General features: G+C 62.2%; 14 protein-coding genes. 10 read left to right on the top strand and 4 right to left on the bottom strand.

Annotation, left to right across the window (positions count from 1 at the left end):
- The first annotated feature begins 10 nt into the window (after nucleotides 1-10).
- Nucleotides 11-835 (top strand): MetQ/NlpA family ABC transporter substrate-binding protein, encoded by an 825-nt coding sequence (locus AB0O81_RS00685; protein ID WP_363580215.1) that lies wholly within the window; start codon nucleotides 11-13, stop codon nucleotides 833-835.
- Between the two features lie 68 nt (nucleotides 836-903).
- Here AB0O81_RS00685 and AB0O81_RS00680 read toward each other — a convergent pair whose 3' ends face one another.
- Nucleotides 904-2,073, bottom strand: a complete 1,170-nt coding sequence (locus AB0O81_RS00680; RefSeq protein WP_363580213.1) for a MarP family serine protease — start codon at nucleotides 2,071-2,073, stop codon at nucleotides 904-906.
- A gap of 131 nt (nucleotides 2,074-2,204) precedes the next feature.
- Between AB0O81_RS00680 and AB0O81_RS00675 the strand changes: the two genes are divergently transcribed.
- Genes AB0O81_RS00675 through AB0O81_RS00650 form a run of 6 tightly spaced genes read left to right on the top strand, consistent with a single transcriptional unit; the run spans nucleotide 2,205 to nucleotide 8,874 of the window.
- Nucleotides 2,205-2,933, top strand: a complete 729-nt coding sequence (locus AB0O81_RS00675; protein ID WP_363580211.1) for an NUDIX domain-containing protein — start codon at nucleotides 2,205-2,207, stop codon at nucleotides 2,931-2,933.
- An 11-nt stretch (nucleotides 2,934-2,944) separates the two neighbouring features.
- The gene (gene nadA / locus AB0O81_RS00670; protein ID WP_363580209.1) at nucleotides 2,945-4,297 is read left to right on the top strand and encodes a quinolinate synthase NadA; all 1,353 of its coding nucleotides are present in this window, start codon (nucleotides 2,945-2,947) and stop codon (nucleotides 4,295-4,297) included.
- Complete coding sequence (gene nadB / locus AB0O81_RS00665) at nucleotides 4,294-5,895, top strand: L-aspartate oxidase (protein WP_363580207.1); 1,602 nt, start codon at nucleotides 4,294-4,296, stop codon at nucleotides 5,893-5,895. The genes nadA and nadB overlap by 4 nt, the downstream gene beginning before the upstream one ends.
- Entirely contained in the window at nucleotides 5,889-6,746 is an 858-nt protein-coding gene (nadC, locus tag AB0O81_RS00660) for a carboxylating nicotinate-nucleotide diphosphorylase (protein ID WP_363580205.1), read from the top strand. Before nadB ends, nadC begins: the two co-directional genes overlap by 7 nt.
- Before the next feature lie 14 nt (nucleotides 6,747-6,760).
- Nucleotides 6,761-7,909 (top strand): cysteine desulfurase family protein, encoded by a 1,149-nt coding sequence (locus AB0O81_RS00655; RefSeq protein WP_363580860.1) that lies wholly within the window; start codon nucleotides 6,761-6,763, stop codon nucleotides 7,907-7,909.
- Nucleotides 7,906-8,874, top strand: a complete 969-nt coding sequence (locus AB0O81_RS00650) for a glycosyltransferase family 2 protein (RefSeq protein ID WP_363580203.1) — start codon at nucleotides 7,906-7,908, stop codon at nucleotides 8,872-8,874. Before AB0O81_RS00655 ends, AB0O81_RS00650 begins: the two co-directional genes overlap by 4 nt.
- Before the next feature lie 4 nt (nucleotides 8,875-8,878).
- Here AB0O81_RS00650 and AB0O81_RS00645 read toward each other — a convergent pair whose 3' ends face one another.
- Nucleotides 8,879-10,801 (bottom strand): ABC transporter ATP-binding protein, encoded by a 1,923-nt coding sequence (locus AB0O81_RS00645; protein ID WP_363580858.1) that lies wholly within the window; start codon nucleotides 10,799-10,801, stop codon nucleotides 8,879-8,881.
- A gap of 85 nt (nucleotides 10,802-10,886) precedes the next feature.
- Between AB0O81_RS00645 and AB0O81_RS00640 the strand changes: the two genes are divergently transcribed.
- Both AB0O81_RS00640 and AB0O81_RS00635 read left to right on the top strand, forming a co-directional pair.
- Nucleotides 10,887-11,084: a hypothetical protein gene (locus AB0O81_RS00640; protein WP_363580201.1), complete on the top strand. Its 198-nt coding sequence runs from the start codon at nucleotides 10,887-10,889 to the stop codon at nucleotides 11,082-11,084.
- A 118-nt stretch (nucleotides 11,085-11,202) separates the two neighbouring features.
- Nucleotides 11,203-12,711 carry an MDR family MFS transporter gene (locus AB0O81_RS00635; protein ID WP_363580199.1) on the top strand — a complete coding sequence of 503 codons (1,509 nt, stop codon included), beginning with the start codon at nucleotides 11,203-11,205 and terminating at the stop codon, nucleotides 12,709-12,711.
- A 295-nt stretch (nucleotides 12,712-13,006) separates the two neighbouring features.
- On the opposite strand, the gene AB0O81_RS00630 is transcribed toward AB0O81_RS00635, so the two are convergent.
- Both AB0O81_RS00630 and AB0O81_RS00625 read right to left on the bottom strand, forming a co-directional pair.
- Nucleotides 13,007-14,116, bottom strand: a complete 1,110-nt coding sequence (locus tag AB0O81_RS00630; RefSeq protein ID WP_363580197.1) for an acyl-CoA desaturase — start codon at nucleotides 14,114-14,116, stop codon at nucleotides 13,007-13,009.
- 371 nt (nucleotides 14,117-14,487) lie between these two features.
- Nucleotides 14,488-14,940 (bottom strand): Hsp20/alpha crystallin family protein, encoded by a 453-nt coding sequence (locus AB0O81_RS00625; RefSeq protein WP_363580195.1) that lies wholly within the window; start codon nucleotides 14,938-14,940, stop codon nucleotides 14,488-14,490.
- Between the two features lie 154 nt (nucleotides 14,941-15,094).
- Here AB0O81_RS00625 and AB0O81_RS00620 point away from each other — a divergent pair, with 154 nt between their 5' ends.
- Entirely contained in the window at nucleotides 15,095-15,391 is a 297-nt protein-coding gene (locus AB0O81_RS00620; RefSeq protein WP_363580193.1) for a hypothetical protein, read from the top strand.
- The last annotated feature ends 9 nt before the right edge of the window (nucleotides 15,392-15,400 follow it).

Raw genomic sequence — 15,400 nt, 5'->3', positions numbered from 1 at the left:
AAAGGAAAACATGTCTCTCTCCACTCGCCTCACCAGTGCGATTATCGGCGTCGCAGCCGTCTCGCTCGCCCTTACTGCGTGCGCCAGCACATCCGACGACTCCGAGGCTGCGCCCGAAGAAGACCTCGGCACTCTCGTCGTCGGCGCAACCGCCGTACCTGCCGGCGAGATCCTGGCATTCGTGCAAGACAACCTCGCCGAAGAAGCGGGCCTTGACCTCGAAATCACCGAGTTCAGCGACTACAACACCCCGAATCCTGCACTCGCACAGGGCGCAACCGACGCGAACCTCTTTCAGCACGCACCGTTCCTCGACCTGTTCGTCACCGACTCGGGCGACGACCTTGTTTCTGTCGGTGAGGTGTACCTGCCACCACTCGCCCTTTACTCCGAGACTGTCGACTCGATCGACGACCTGCCTGACGGCGCTGAGATTGCGCTGCCCAACGACGCCAGCAACGAGTCACGTGCTCTCCTGTTGCTCGCTGACGCGGGACTCGTTGAGACCACGGAAGCACCCACCACTGTCGCCGACATCACGGCGAACCCCCGCGGCTTCGAATTCACCGAGATCGATGCCGCGAGCCTGCCCACCGCGTTGCAGCAGCAAGACGCCGCCATCGTCAACTTCAGCTTCGCGGCGGCTGCTGGACTCAGCGGAGACCTGCAGATCCTTACGGAATCGACCGATAGCCCGTACTTCAACATTCTCGCTACCCGTGGTGAACTGATCGATGACCCCCGCATCGTCACCCTCTATGAACTCCTGACCTCGACCGAGACACAGGAATGGATCATCGAGAACTACAACGGTCTGGTTATTCCTGCTGAGTAGTCCTCAGACAAAAGTGGGGTGGGATGCTGCGGCATCCCACCCCACTTGCGCGTACAGCGCAGGTCAGCTCACGTGCAGGCTCCTGACGAAACGGTCTGCGTGAGGGTGTCACTCTGTGCGATTACGGGCATCAGTTCTGCGGTGGTCATCGCGTAACCCAGATTGTCGTCGGCTTCGGCTCGAGCGAACACGACGCCCGCGACCTCACCATCGCCGGTCAGCAGCGGCCCACCCGAGTTGCCAGGGCGCACCACGGCTTCGAGAGCGTAGATTTCGCGCGGAGTTGAGCTCTCGTCGTAGATGTCGGGAATAGGAACCGTTCCGGTCGATAGCACTGATGCACTCACCATGGTGAAGGGGCCACCGAGCGGATAGCCCTGCACGACGGCGGCGGCTCCGGCTTCGAGCACGGGGGAAATCTGCAGTGGGGTCGCATCGAGGTCGTCAACCGCGATCACCGCGAGGTCATCGATCGCATCAAAGTAGACGATGCGGCCTTCTCGGGATGCTTGCCCGGGCAGTTCCACGTGGGGTTGGTCGACGCCCGCGACCACGTGTGCGTTGGTGACGACGAGATTCTCTGCAATGACGAAGCCGCTGCCCGTCGAGCTACGTCCACAAGCGAAAGCTGTTCCCGAGACGCGCGCAACTGATGCGGCCGCCGAGGCAAGTTCTGGATCGTCGAGATCGACGGCGGGCATTGCGATTTGCGGTGTGACTTCGAGCAGTTCGCCGAGTTGCGGAAGCCCCTCGTCGATGACCATCGAGCGCACTTCAGCAAGCGCACGGTCCACCGGCTCCGGCGTCAACTGGTCGATCGTGCGCACCACCGTCGATGATGACAGCGCGGTTGACAACACCGGCACACCCGCGGCTATCACGCTTGTCGCCGCCAACGAGATCACAAGCGAGGTGACGATCACACCCGTCGCTGCGCCCAACAGTCGGTCAATCGCCCGAAGCGGGGTTCGGTCGACGCCGCGGCGCACAGCAGCACCGATGGACGCGCCGATCGATGCCCCGAGGGTCAAGATCAGCAGTGCCGACAACACGCTCACCAGCAGCGCCCACTCCGCCCACGGCCAGCTTGCGTTGATGAGCGGGGCAGCCCAGTAAGCAATCGCGGCACCAGCGGCCAGCCCCGCGAAGAGGCCAATGCTCCCCGTGAAACCGCGCGAGACGCCGGCGAAAAGCGCGATCACTAAAACCACGATCAACACGATGTCGACAATCGGCACGCGGACCTCCGGGGATAGATCGCGCGATCTTGCGCACGGACCGCAAGGCTACGAGGCGAACCTTTGAATCTGGTGATGTTTTGCACTTCTGGTCATAGCGACACTAAGATAAAACCGGAGTAAAAGTCACCATGACCATAACAGCAACCACCACCGCGCACGCGTCCAACGCAACGAGTTCCGCCGCGCCCGCGGGCACACGCGTTGCGGTCTCGACGGTGATTTTCACCCTTCGCCGCGCAGAAGGTCAGGAACGAGCCAGCGTCGCACTCCCCCTCGTCAGACGCCAGAGCGATCCCCACGAAGGGCAGTGGGCCTTGCCGGGCGGTTGGCTCGACATCGTCGAAGACCTAGATGCCGCTGCGTCGAGAACGCTTGCCGAGACCACCGGGCTCGCGCCGAGCTATCTTGAGCAGCTCTATGCGTTTGGTGCGGTCGACCGTTCCCCCACCAGAGTGGTTTCCATCGTCTACTGGGCGCTGATTCGACCAGACGAGATCGCCGACACCTCAGACGAGAATGTGCGCTGGTTCGATGCCGACGACCTGCCGCACCTCGCGTTCGATCACAACGAGATCGTTTCTTACGCACTGTGGCGACTTCGCAACAAGGTCGGCTACAGCCAGATCGCGCACGGCTTGCTCGCAGATGAGTTCACGCTCGCTGAACTGCGAGAGGTGTACGAGTCGATCCTTCGCCGCAGGCTCGATCCGGCAAACTTTCGCCGCCAGGTCGAAGGCACCGATACCCTCCTTCCCACCGAGCGTTTCCGCAAGGGCAGTCATCGCCCCGCCCGCCTGTACCGCTTCAATCAAGATGTTGAGCTTGCCGATCGTGGCCCGCTCGGCGTACGCCCCTGAATCGAGCAATCATGCCTGCTGTCAACATCGCCCTTCAGCCCCGACCCGACACCGACCCCTCGGTTGACCATGCCATCCAGGCAATCGTGACGGGTGAGGCCGTCGGCGAAACCTGCAACACAGACCTCGCCGCGGGGCCCTGGGACTTCGATGGTCGCCCTGGGTATGGGCCCGGCTCGTCGATGGGCGACGTAATTCCCACGGGCTCTCCCCGCCAGGGAGAGTTGCCTGTGCAGTACCGCGAAGCCTCAGAGGAAGAGCTCAATGAACGCATCGTCGCGGCCAAGGCCACGCTCGGAGATCGCGTCGTCGTGCTCGGCCACTTCTATCAGCGCGAAGAGGTTGTGCTGCACGCCGACTATGTCGGCGACTCGTTTCAGCTCGCAAATGCGGCGAAGGCACACCCCGAAGCAGAAGCGATCGTTTTCTGCGGAGTGCACTTCATGGCTGAGACCGCGGATCTGCTTTCCGGCCCTGAGCAGGCCGTGATCCTGCCGAACCTCGCCGCTGGCTGTTCGATGGCTGATATGGCAGACATCGACCAGGTCGAGGAGTGCTGGGAACAGCTCGAAGAGATCTATGGCGACATGGATGCCGTTGATGCTGACGGGCTCTTGCCGGTCATTCCCGTCACCTATATGAACTCATCCGCGGCCATCAAGGGTTTCGTCGGGCGCCACGGTGGCATCGTCTGCACTTCTTCTAACGCCCGCACGGTGCTCGAATGGGCCTTCGAGCGAGGCCGCCGCGTGCTGTTTTTTCCTGACCAGCATCTCGGACGCAACACCGCCAAAGCCATGGGCGTGCCGCTGGAGCAAATGCCCATGTGGAACCCCCGAAAGCCCTTCGGCGGATCGGCCCCCGACACTCTCGAAGACGCTCGCGTGATTCTATGGCACGGTTTCTGCTCGGTGCACCGGCGTTTCAGCGTTGCTCAGATCGCGCAGGCGCGCGTCGATCACCCCGACGTGAGAGTGATAGTGCATCCCGAGTGCCCGATGGAGGTTGTGGACGCCGCTGACGAAGCAGGTTCTACCGACTACATCCGCAAGGCCATAGAAGCAGCATCTGAGCCCACCACCTTCGCGATCGGCACCGAGGTGAACCTCGTGCAGCGCCTCGCCGCGCAGCATCCGCAGCATGAGATCTTCTGTCTCGATCCGGTCGTGTGCCCGTGTTCGACCATGTATCGCATCCACCCGGGGTATCTCGCATGGGTGCTCGAGGGCCTGGTCGCCGGCACTGTGCTGAACCAGATCACGGTGGCGCCTGATGTCGCTGACCCCGCCCGCGTGGCGCTTGAGCGCATGCTGGCTGCGAAGCCGCCCGAGGCGCCAGCGCTCGTTGACAGCAGCGCATCATGACCGTTCACACGGTGGTGGTCGGTAGCGGGATCGCCGGTCTAACCGTCGCCCTGCACGCGGTGGCGCAAGGCTGTCAGGTCACCCTGGTCACCAAGGACGTACTCGAACACGCCAACACCCGCTATGCGCAGGGTGGCATCGCGGGTGTCATGTTCGACGATGACCGCGTCGAGGATCACGTGCGCGACACGCTGACCGCGGGTGCCGGGCTGAACGATCCCGAGGCCGTGCGAGTACTGGTAGAAGAAGGCCCAGCCCGCATTCGCGAGCTGATCGAACTGGGGGTCGCGTTTGATCGCGCGGCTGACGGCGACTTCGTCAAAGGCCTCGAAGCAGCTCACTCTTACCCGCGCATTCTGCACGCCGGCGGTGACGCCACGGGAACCGCCATCGAGAAGGCCCTCGTGGCGAGTCTTCGTGCCTCGAATGTTCGGGTGATCGAACATGCATTTCTCGTCGACCTCGTGGTCTCTGACTCACGAGTGACCGGAGTTGAGCTGCTGGTAGGCGACGTCGCCGGCCGCAGCGAAGGCACCAGCGAAACAGTATGGGCGGATGCCGTGGTGCTCGCCACTGGCGGTGCGGGTGAGCTCTACGCGCACTCGACCAACCCTGAAGTAGCCACTGCTGATGGCATCGCCGCAGCGATTCGCGCTGGCGCACACGTGCAAGAGCTGGAGTTCTTCCAATTCCATCCGACCATCATTGCGGCCGGTGAGGCGTTCCTGGTGTCGGAAGCGGTGCGTGGCGAGGGCGCGATCCTCGTGGACGAACATGGCCGACGCTTTACATTCGACGCACACCCCGACGGCGAGCTAGCGCCGCGCGACATCGTGGCTCGCGCGATTGCAAAGCAGATGGATGCTCAAGACGGTCGGGCGGTGTATTTGGATGCAACTCAGTTGCACTCCACTGACAGTCACGAACGCGCCGCGTTTCTCGCCCAGCGTTTTCCGACAATCGATCGTGCCGTGCGTGAACGCGGCCTCGACTGGGCCCGCGAGCCGATTCCGGTGACCCCGGCAGCCCACTATCTGATGGGTGGCGTCACTACAGACCTCAACGGACGCACCAGCGTGCGCGGACTCTACGCGGTCGGCGAGGTATCGCGCACCGGCGTGCACGGTGCGAACCGCCTCGCGTCGAACTCGCTGCTCGAAGGTGCCGTGTTCGGTGCGCGAGCCGGCGACGTGATCGCGGCCGACGCTGCCTCCGACCGGTGGCCCTCGCTCCCCAGCATTGCGCTCCCCCAGCTCGTCGATGATGTGCGAAACACAACCGCTCCCGTGCCTGCGTTCACCCGCGAAGCGCTGCAGGATCTGATGTGGGAGAACGCAAGTCTGGTGCGCGATGAAACCGGCCTCGACCGTGCCGCCGCGGTGATCGCCGCCTGGCGCACCACTGCCCGAGAGAAGCGCAGCGAACGGCAGTTCGAAGATGAGAATCTGCTTTTGGTGGCCGAGCATCTAGTGGCAGCAGCCCGCCAGCGCCGTGAATCTCGCGGCGCTCACTATCGGAGGGATGCGGCGTCGAACGCACAGGCTGCAACGTCCACTGGCGGCTCAACTCTCGCTCAGACGGAGGCGATCGCATGCTGACCCGCGCACACATCGACCGCGTTGTCGCTGCGGCACTCGAGGAAGATGCACCCTGGGGCGATCTCACCAGCGAGTATCTGATCGACGACGTTTCATTGGCGAGCGCTGACCTGGTCGCACGCGAGCGCGGGGTATTCAGCGGCGGCGAGGTGTTCGCGGCGGCCTTTCGCTTGACCGATCCGCGCATCGAGGTCGAACTCGTCGTGGCAGACGGCGAGTGGTTTGACCCCGGCGATGTGCTCGCGGTGGTGAGCGGCCCCGCCCGCGGCGTTCTCACCGCAGAACGCGTCGGCCTGAACTTTGCGCAGCGAATGTCTGGCATCGCCACGTTGACAGGTCTGTATGTCGCCGAGGTCGCTGAGACCGCTACCCGCATCGCAGATACGCGAAAGACGACGCCTGGATTGCGAGCGTTCGAACGCAAAGCGGTGCGCGACGGTGGTGGACGAAATCACCGATACTCACTGTCAGACGCGGTGATGGCCAAAGACAACCACCTCGCCATCCTTACCCGAGGCGGAGCATCAATCACCGAGGCACTGAAAGAAGCGCAGCAACGGCTTCCTCACACGGCTCACCTTGAGGTGGAGGTCGACGGACTCGATCAGATCGAAGATGTGCTGGCTGCCGGAATCGGAACGATCATGCTCGATAACTTCTCGATCGACGATCTGCGCACCGGCGTCACTCAAGTCGCCGGTCGCGCCACAGTCGAAGCCTCGGGCGGCGTCACCCTCGAGACGGTACGAGCTATTGCTGTTACCGGGGTCGATGTCATCTCGATCGGCGCACTCACCCATTCGGCACGGGCGCTCGATCTAGGTCTTGACGTGCGCATCGACACAGCCTGAGCATCACCATGCCCCTGCTGTATCTCGACAACGCGGCGACGACTCCAGTGCGCCCCGAAGTGCTTGAGGCAATGGCGCCGTACTTCTCACGCTGGTTCGGCAATCCTTCAAGCCATCACACCGTCGGGGAAGCCGCGGCTGACGCACTTGCCGATTCTCGTGCTCGCGTTGCAAAGGTGCTCGATATGCGCACCGGTGACGTCGTTTTCACCGCTGGCGGCACTGAAGCGAACAACCTCGCAATCAAGGGCATTGCAATCGCCGCGATCGCGCGGGGCGCACGCCACGTGGTCACTACTCGAATCGAACACGAGTCGGTTCTCGAGTCGGCGTCGTACCTTGAGCGCATTCACGGATTCGACATCACCAGGGTGCCCGTCGATGCAGAAGGCGTAGTGAGCGCCGATGCCGTCACCAGCGCCATGCGCGACGACACCGCTCTGGTGAGTTTTGGCTATGCAAACAACGAGGTTGGCACGGTCCAAGACGTCACGGGAATCGCAGCAGCCGTGCGAGCGAGCGGCTCGCGTGTGCCCCTTCACATCGACGCGGTCCAGGCCGCCGGATGGTTGCCACTGTCGATGAAGGAACTCGGTGTCGACGCCGTTTCCCTCGCGGGGCACAAGATCGGCGCGCCAAAGGGCATCGGGGTGCTCGGTGTGCGAGGCCGCATCCCGCTTGAGCCAGTGCTACACGGCGGCGGCCAAGAGCGCGGCAAACGCAGCGGCACCGAGAACGTCGCCGCTGCGGTCGGCTTCGCCACCGCGCTTGAGCTGACCGAAGCCGAACGCCTCACGTCTGCATCTCGCGTGGCTCGCCTGAGAGATGAGTTCATCGCTCACGTTCTTGCACGCGTACCAGGTGCGCGATTGACCGGTCATGCAGTGCAGAGACTTCCGGGCACAGCGAGTTTCACCTTTGCGGGTACGAGCGGTGAGGCCGTGTTGCTAGAACTCGAGCGGCGCGGAATTGTCTCTTCGAGCGGATCTGCCTGCGCGGCCGGAAGTGATGAAGCTTCCCATGTTCTGGTTGCAATGGGCACCGATGAAGATGTCGCGCAGACCGCAGTGCGCTTCACGTTCGCTCACTCGCACGACGGCTCGCTCGATGTCGTGGCTGACGCGGTAGCTGACGCGGTATCGGCCGTACAATCGGGCGGATGACCCTGTCTGAGCCAGCCGCTGTCACGATCATCGTGCCAGCCTTCAACGTTGAGGAATACGTTGCTGACGCACTGCGCTCGCTCCAAGTGCAAACGATCGCGACGTGGAGCGCGATCTTGATCGACGATGGCTCAGACGACGCCACCGCCGACATACTCGACCGGTTCGCCGCAGGCGACTCTCGTTTTCGCATCGTTCGCCATGACGCACGCCATGGCCTGGGCACCGCGAGAAACACTGGACTTGATCTGGTCGATACCCCGCTTCTTGGTTTTCTTGACGCAGATGACATCTTGAGACCGGCCGCCCTGGAACGCATGACCACCACTCTTACCGAGACAGGGAGCGACTTCGTGGCCGGCGCCTATGTTCGCCTGCGCGCAAACGCTGAGGGCAGATACGAGCCTGGCGCAATGCAACCATGGGTTCTCGCCGCAACCGATCCCGCCCGACGTGCGGTGACATTGAGGGATCACCCCGCCGCATCAGGCAACGTGGTTGCGTGGTCGAAGATCAGTCGCACCGATTTCTGGCGGAAGAATGGGCTTCGCTTTCCTGAGGGAACAGCCTATGAAGACCAGGTCGTCGCCCAAATGATGTACACACGTGCCCGAGCATTCGATGTGATCAGCGATGTCGTGGTGGAGTGGCGCGAGCGCGCCGATGGCTCTTCGATCACACAGCACAAAGCCGAGCTTCCGGTCTTATTGGACTACCTCGAGGCATTGCGCGCGGGTTTGGCGGTGCTCGACGCAGCGGGCGCGCAATCGGCCGCTGCCGCGCGCGTGCCGCTGATACTGATGCTTGATCTGCCGCCGTTGATCCAGATCGCAAGCGAGCACCCGGTTGCGAAGTATCGCCAAGAGGTGGGCGCTTTCGCGCGGGAGATCCGGCGTCGAACGGACGCGCCCTCGACGCTGCCGGAGCCTGCCGCACGCGCACTTGCACTCGCAGCAGCATGGTGAGTTGCTAGCGACCCTCCACCGCGCGATCCGCCTCAGCATCCGCTTCCGCTTCGAAGATTCGGGATGCTGCCATCTGCTCTGCGGCCAGGTCAGCGTAGAGCCCGCCGGCGGCAAGCAGTGACGCATGATCACCGGTTTCCACGATGCGTCCGGCCTCGACGACATGAATGACATCGGCGCCAATGACTGTGGAGAGCCGATGCGCGATCGACAGCGTGGTGCGACCCCGGGCCGCAGCATCCAGCGCTTCTTGAACGACGCGCTCTGACACGGTATCGAGAGCCGACGTCGCCTCGTCGAGCAGCAGCACGGGCGGGTCTTTCAACAAGACCCTGGCAATCGCAATGCGCTGCTTCTCGCCGCCTGAGAGCCGGTAGCCGCGTTCACCGACGACGGTGTCGTAGCCCTGCTCAAAGCCCGCAATCACCTGATGGATATTCGCCGCGCGACATGCTTCTTCCAATTCAGCATCCGACGCTTCAGGCTTCGCGTAGCGAAGATTCTCACGGATTGATGCATGAAACAGGTAGGTCTCTTGCGAGACGATGCCGACGTGGTCGATGATCGCCTCCTGAGTCAAGCGACGCACATCGGTTCCTGCGAAGCGCACCTCACCACCTGAGGCCTCGTACATGCGCGGCGTGAGGTAGAGCACTGTCGTCTTGCCCGCGCCAGACGGCCCCACGAACGCGACGTGTTGCCCCGGTTCAGCGGTGAAAGACACGTTGTCGAGGGTGGGGCGAGAGTCAGGCGCAGCATCCGGGTAACGAAAAGTCACATCTCGAAATTCGACGCGGCCAATAGCGCTGCTCGCACTGTCGACGCCGACAGCATCAGGGGCATCTTTGATCGCCGGCACGAGGTCGAGATACTCGAAAATGCGTGCAAAGAGAGCGCCCGATGTCTGCAGATCGAGCGCGACGCGCATAAGCCCCATCAGCGGCATCAGCAACCGCGCTTGCACCGTCGTAAATGCCACGATTGTTCCCGCGGTGATGGTGTCGGTATTGCCCGCGATGAGGTACCCGGAGACGAGGTAGATCACGGCGGGAACGCTGGCCATCAGCACCTGCACGACCGCGAAAAAGCCCTGACCGCTCATCGCCTGACGCACCTGCAAGCGCACCTGGTTCACGTTCTCGCCGCTGTAGCGAGCCGACTCAGCACGCTGTCGATTAAACGACTTCGAGAGCATGATGCCTGAGACGCTCAGCGTCTCTTGGGTGATTGCGGTGAGCTCCGACAACGACTCCTGCGTTTCACCAGCGATGCGAGCGCGCACCTGACCGACTCGGCGCTGCACGATCACGAGAATAGGCATCATGATCACGGCGATGATGGTCAACCGCCAGTCAATGATGATCATGGCAACCAGCGATGCAATCACGGTGACAGTGTTGCCAAGAATGCTAGTGACCGTGTTGGTAAGCACACCTGACACACCGCCCACATCATTTTGGAGGCGAGATTGGATTACACCGGTCTTCGTGCGAGTGAAGAACCCCAGCTCCATCGACTGCAGGTGCTCAAAGAGCCGGACCCGCAGATCGCCCGTGACACGATTGCCGACCGTCGAGGTGAGCCACGTTTGCACGACCCCGACCGCGGCTGACAGCAGGTAGAGCACGATGGTGGCGAGAACGAGTTCCCAGAGCAGAGTGAGATCTGGGGCTGAGTCATCGACGGGAAAAAGAGCATCGTCGAAGATGCGTTGCACCAACAGTGGTGGCACGACCGCCAGCGTCGCGCCGACAATCACAAGAATCGCGGTGACAGTGATGCGAACGCGGTAGGGGCGAAACAGCTCGACGATTCGGCGGCCCAGGTGTGGAATGCGTGGTGCATCAGCATTCTGTTTGCGCTGTGCCTCAGTATCGGGCGGACGGAACCCGGCATGACGCCCACCGCCACCTCCGCCACCACGCATCATGCTCACGCCGAAAGCCTAAGCGACGCCAAGCCTGCCCCGGCCGGACCTCCCGCCTGACCGAGTGCACGGCTAGGCTCAGAGCATGACTTCGACATCAGATGCGCCCACTCCAGACGGCGCAGACCTGGCCGCGCTTCGCAAAGAGATTGACGACCTCAAGGCGATCCCCGAAGAGGAGCTCATCAACCCGACCCCGGCAGCGTTCACCGACCGCGAGCCGACGCCGCACGCCACCGATGCGATCGGGTCCGAAGACTGGGACGCGAACACCAAACCCTAGCGACTCGACTCGCTTTTTCTCTCCTATGCGGGAATAGGATGTCGCACTCCGCCGTTAGGCTGAGAGCTTGCCGCCCTCTGCGGCACTTTCCCCCTGCCTGATTTCGAGGAGACCATCGATGGCCGCCATGGACACCACGCCCGAGACCGGCAGTATTCGCACCCCGGAAGCTGCGCTCACTCCTGAACAAGCACGAGTGATCTGGCTTCTCCTCGGCGCCGCCTTCGTAGCGATTCTCAACGAGACCACGATGGGCGTGGCGATCCCCGACTTGATCACGAGTCTCGGCATCACCGCGCTCGCAGCGCAGTGGCTCACCACTTCGTTCATGCTCACGATGGCGGTCGTGATTCCGATCACCGGATTTCTGATCCGGCGCTACAGTACGCGCCCGATGTTCATCGCCGCTATGTCGCTGTTCTCATTCGGCACGCTCATCGCTTTTCTTGCACCTGGCTTCGAGATGCTACTGGTCGCGCGTGTCGTCCAGGCATCGGGAACCGCCATCATGATGCCGCTGCTGATGACTACCTTGATGACCGTCGTTCCGGCGCAGTCTCGCGGGCGCATGATGGGGCGCGTGAGCATTGTCATCGCGCTCGCACCAGCGATCGGCCCTAGCCTGTCGGGCCTTATCATCCAGACCGCCGGATGGCGATGGATCTTCGGCATGATCTTGCCAATTGCGCTTGTCGCGCTGTTTGTCGGTGCGAAATGGATTCGCAATATCGGCGAAAAGTCACACGCGCGCATCGACGTTACCTCGGTGATCTTGTCGGCGTTCGGTTTCGGCGGGGTGGTGTACGGCCTGAGCTTGATCGGTGGTGGTAGCCATGGAACGAATGCCGCCGCGGCGGCCACCAATGCTGCCGTTGACACGTCGTTGACGATCTCGCTGGTCGTCGGAGTCGTTTCCCTCGCACTCTTCGCGTGGCGGCAGATGCGCCTGCAAGCAAGCGATTCGGCGCTGCTTGATCTCCGCGTGTTCAAGAGCACGAACTTCTCGTTGTCGATTGCCCAGATGATGTTGATGTCGATGGTGTTTTTCGGCGCGATCACGTTGCTACCGCTCTACCTACAACAGGTCCTGTTGCTTGAGCCACTCGACGCGGGACTCATTCTGCTACCTGGAGCGCTAGCGATGGGCTTCGCCGGCCCAATCATCGGGCGTGTCTACGACCGTTGGGGCACACGGGTGCTGATTGTGCCTGGATCCATCCTCACTAGCGGCATGCTTTGGGCGAGCACCACCTACGACGAGAACACGGCCGTCTGGGTCGTGGTAGGCATCCAGACGCTCCTGTCGGTTGGTCTCGCGCTCTCTTTCACACCATTGTTCACCGCATCGCTGGCATCTGTTCAGCCACGGTTCTACTCCTATGGCAGCGCGATCGTGAGCACCGCTCAGCAAGTAGCCGGAGCTGCCGGCATCGCCTTGATGATCGGCATCATGTCTTCGGTGAGCGCGATGCAAACGCAAGCGGGCACCGCAACTGTTGCCGCCGAAGCCGCGGGCATCCACGCTGCGTACTTGATAGGCGCAGTCATCTCGCTGTTCACCATCGTCGGGGCGTTCTTCATTCGCAAACCGGCAGACGATCTTGACGCTGCGCCGATAGCGCACTGAGCGCTACGCCGCCAACGAAAAGACCCTGACCCCGCTAGCACAGCGGAGTCAGGGTCTTTCATCTAGCGTCAGTTGGTGCCGCAGGCGCTTCCACCGCAGCATCCACCCGCGGTTTCGGCGGGGGCGAGAAGGTTCTTCTCGTCGTCAACGGGCTTGAGGGCAACGTTCTCTGGCTGTGAAGTCATGGCTCCATAGTACGACCCATCGACAAAGAGCGGGCCGTGCAACACCATGCGCCCGCAAACGACAAACGCCCGCAGACGATCGGCGGGCGTTTGTCGAAGCTGCGTCTCTGCTAGACGCGTCGCATGTCAGAAACCATCGGGCAGTCAAACGGATCACGGGCGGCGAGTCCGACGCGGTTCAAGTAGTCGATCACGATCGCGTAGGAACGCCAGAGGGTCGTCTCGGTGTAGGGCACATCGAGCGTTTCGCACTGCTCACGCACGATCTCGCGCGCCTTCGAGAGGTGCAGGCGCGACATGCTCGGAAAGAGGTGGTGCTCGACCTGGTAGTTGAGGCCGCCCATGAGCCACGTGGCCCACCATCCGCCGCTGACATTGCGAGAGGTGCGAACCTGCTTGGTGAAGAAGTCGAGCCGAGCGTCGGGCGCGATGATCGGCATTCCCTTGTGGTTCGGTGCGAATGCCGCGCCCATGTAGACGCCGAAGACTGCGAGCTGAACGCCCATGAATGCAAACGCCATGCCGAGGGGAAGCAACAGGAATACCGGCACGATAACGATGGCAAGCCGCGTAAGAATCAGCGTGATCTCAAGCGCGCGGCCCTTGACCTTTCCTTTGGTGAAGAACAGGTGCTTCAGACCGAGGTAGTGCAAGTTGATGCCCTCGAGCGTGAGCAGGGGAAAAAACAGCCAGCCTTGTTTGCGAGTGATCAGTCGAACGAAGCCACGCGACTGGGCAGCATCCTCTTCGAGGAACGAGATCGTGTCGACCTCAATGTCGGGGTCTTTGCCCACCCGGTTGGGGTTGGCGTGATGTCGGCTGTGCTTGGCGTCCCACCAGGACAAGCTCATGCCCACGAAACCGGCAGCAAGCACGCGCGCCAGGCGGTCGTTTGCTCGCCCGCTGGTGAGAATCTGCTTGTGCGCTGCCTCGTGACCGAGAAAGGCAAACTGGGTCACGATGATGCCGAGTGCTGCTGCCATCAGCAGCTGAAACCAGCTGTCACCGAGCAGAATGAACCCGGTAATCACACCACCAAGAGCGAGCACGAGCACTGCGCCAACGATGCCGTAGAACCACGGGGTGCGTGCGAGCAAGCCCGTTTCCTTCGCGACCTGCGAGATGTTCGTGTAGGCGCGCGCGACAGGGGGAAAGGTCTTCGCGCTTGCGTAAGTCTGTCTGATCGGTCCGAGAGTAGGTGCTGGTGCAACGGAGGCCATCGCGACTCCTCTGGTCGGCAGCAGCGACCCGGGAGCCAAAGCTGGTTGGGGCGGCCCGAAAGAGCCGTTGCGGCGAGCCTACGCGGGGGGTGATGCCGCAAGAGGCATGTCTTTGGCCACGCCACAACGATTCGTGAGGTGAGCGACCCCAGCGTTCACCACTGTTCAATCACTCCGTTGCGAATCAGATCCGCGCCGAGCTCTTCCTCGAACGCATCGACTTCGTCATAGAAAGGGTCGTCAAATCTCTCGTCGTCCATGTGCACTCCGTGCTGTTGCCAATCATCGGATCATGGGTGATAGCCACCCGCAGGAAGGGGGCGCCGTTGCGAGGCAGAACAATCCAACGGCCCCGCAACGGCGCGCGATTTCTACTGCTCGACAGGTTGTGACGTGTCAGACTCGTGCGCCTGAAGAGCGGCAGCTGAATCTGCTGTCGCCACAGCGATGCGTCGCGGCTTGGCTTTCTCGCTGACCGGAATTGTCACCGACAGCACGCCATTGTCATAGGACGCACTGATCTGCTCCGTGTCGACGCCTTGACCGAGGTTGAGTTGACGAACGAAAGTCGCCGCTTCGCGCTCACGAGTGATCCACTTCACGCCATCCCCCGAAGCGAGAGTTCGCTCAGCGCGGATTGTCAGCAGCTGACCGTCGACATCAATATCAACCGAGCCTGGGTCGATTCCGGGAAGATCCGCGGCGAGCACATAGTGATCCCCATCGCGGTAAAGATCCATCGGCATGCGCCGCGGCCCACCGCGCGACTCGAGAAGGGTCGACGCAATACGGTCGAGGTCACGGAACGGGTCGTAGTTTGCCATAGTCATCTCCTTTTCTCTTCGCTCGAACGATTGGCTCGAGCGCCGAATCAAAGTTGAGCGTATGTGACTCAACTACCCAAATATTAGCACTCTCGCTAGTCGAGTGCCAGATTCGAATCGGAACGTAGCCGCCTGCTCCAGCTACCTTGGGAGGATGACCGCAGACCGCCCTACCCGTCGCATTGAACTCACGATGCACAAGCCGTGGTTTGTGCTCTACGGCGGAGTACGCCCGACGCTCATCATCGAGGGCCGGGGCCAACCCGTGCAATGGGGGGCGGGAACGTGGCAGCTCGCGGCCGACGAACCGGTGACGCTGGGCGTGTTCTTGTTCAATCGAATCTGGCGTTTTGGCGAAGCGCAGTTCACTCTCGCGCCCGACGACCCCGCGAAGCTCATCTATGAAGCGCCGATGTGGCCATTCATTCGTGGGCGCATGCGCCTGCGCTAGCTCGCTACC

It is taken from the genome of Microbacterium sp. NPDC076911, from assembly GCF_040687125.1.
Classification (GTDB): domain Bacteria; phylum Actinomycetota; class Actinomycetes; order Actinomycetales; family Microbacteriaceae; genus Microbacterium.
Note: the sequence above shows the minus strand (reverse complement) of the source record. Positions and strands in the feature narration are given on the sequence as shown.

Excerpts from the sequence above, each read along its gene's own strand:
- nadC (WP_363580205.1), top strand. The coding sequence starts at position 5,889 with ATGCTGACCCGCGCACACATCGACCGCGTTGTCGCTGCGGCACTCGAG.
- AB0O81_RS00675 (WP_363580211.1), top strand. The coding sequence starts at position 2,205 with ATGACCATAACAGCAACCACCACCGCGCACGCGTCCAACGCAACGAGT.
- AB0O81_RS00685 (WP_363580215.1), top strand. The coding sequence starts at position 11 with ATGTCTCTCTCCACTCGCCTCACCAGTGCGATTATCGGCGTCGCAGCC.
- nadB (WP_363580207.1), top strand. The coding sequence starts at position 4,294 with ATGACCGTTCACACGGTGGTGGTCGGTAGCGGGATCGCCGGTCTAACC.
- nadA (WP_363580209.1), top strand. The coding sequence starts at position 2,945 with ATGCCTGCTGTCAACATCGCCCTTCAGCCCCGACCCGACACCGACCCC.
- AB0O81_RS00635 (WP_363580199.1), top strand. The coding sequence starts at position 11,203 with ATGGCCGCCATGGACACCACGCCCGAGACCGGCAGTATTCGCACCCCG.
- AB0O81_RS00620 (WP_363580193.1), top strand. The coding sequence starts at position 15,095 with ATGACCGCAGACCGCCCTACCCGTCGCATTGAACTCACGATGCACAAG.
- AB0O81_RS00625 (WP_363580195.1), bottom strand. The coding sequence starts at position 14,940 with ATGGCAAACTACGACCCGTTCCGTGACCTCGACCGTATTGCGTCGACC.
- AB0O81_RS00630 (WP_363580197.1), bottom strand. The coding sequence starts at position 14,116 with ATGGCCTCCGTTGCACCAGCACCTACTCTCGGACCGATCAGACAGACT.
- AB0O81_RS00650 (WP_363580203.1), top strand. The coding sequence starts at position 7,906 with ATGACCCTGTCTGAGCCAGCCGCTGTCACGATCATCGTGCCAGCCTTC.
- AB0O81_RS00645 (WP_363580858.1), bottom strand. The coding sequence starts at position 10,801 with ATGCGTGGTGGCGGAGGTGGCGGTGGGCGTCATGCCGGGTTCCGTCCG.
- AB0O81_RS00640 (WP_363580201.1), top strand. The coding sequence starts at position 10,887 with ATGACTTCGACATCAGATGCGCCCACTCCAGACGGCGCAGACCTGGCC.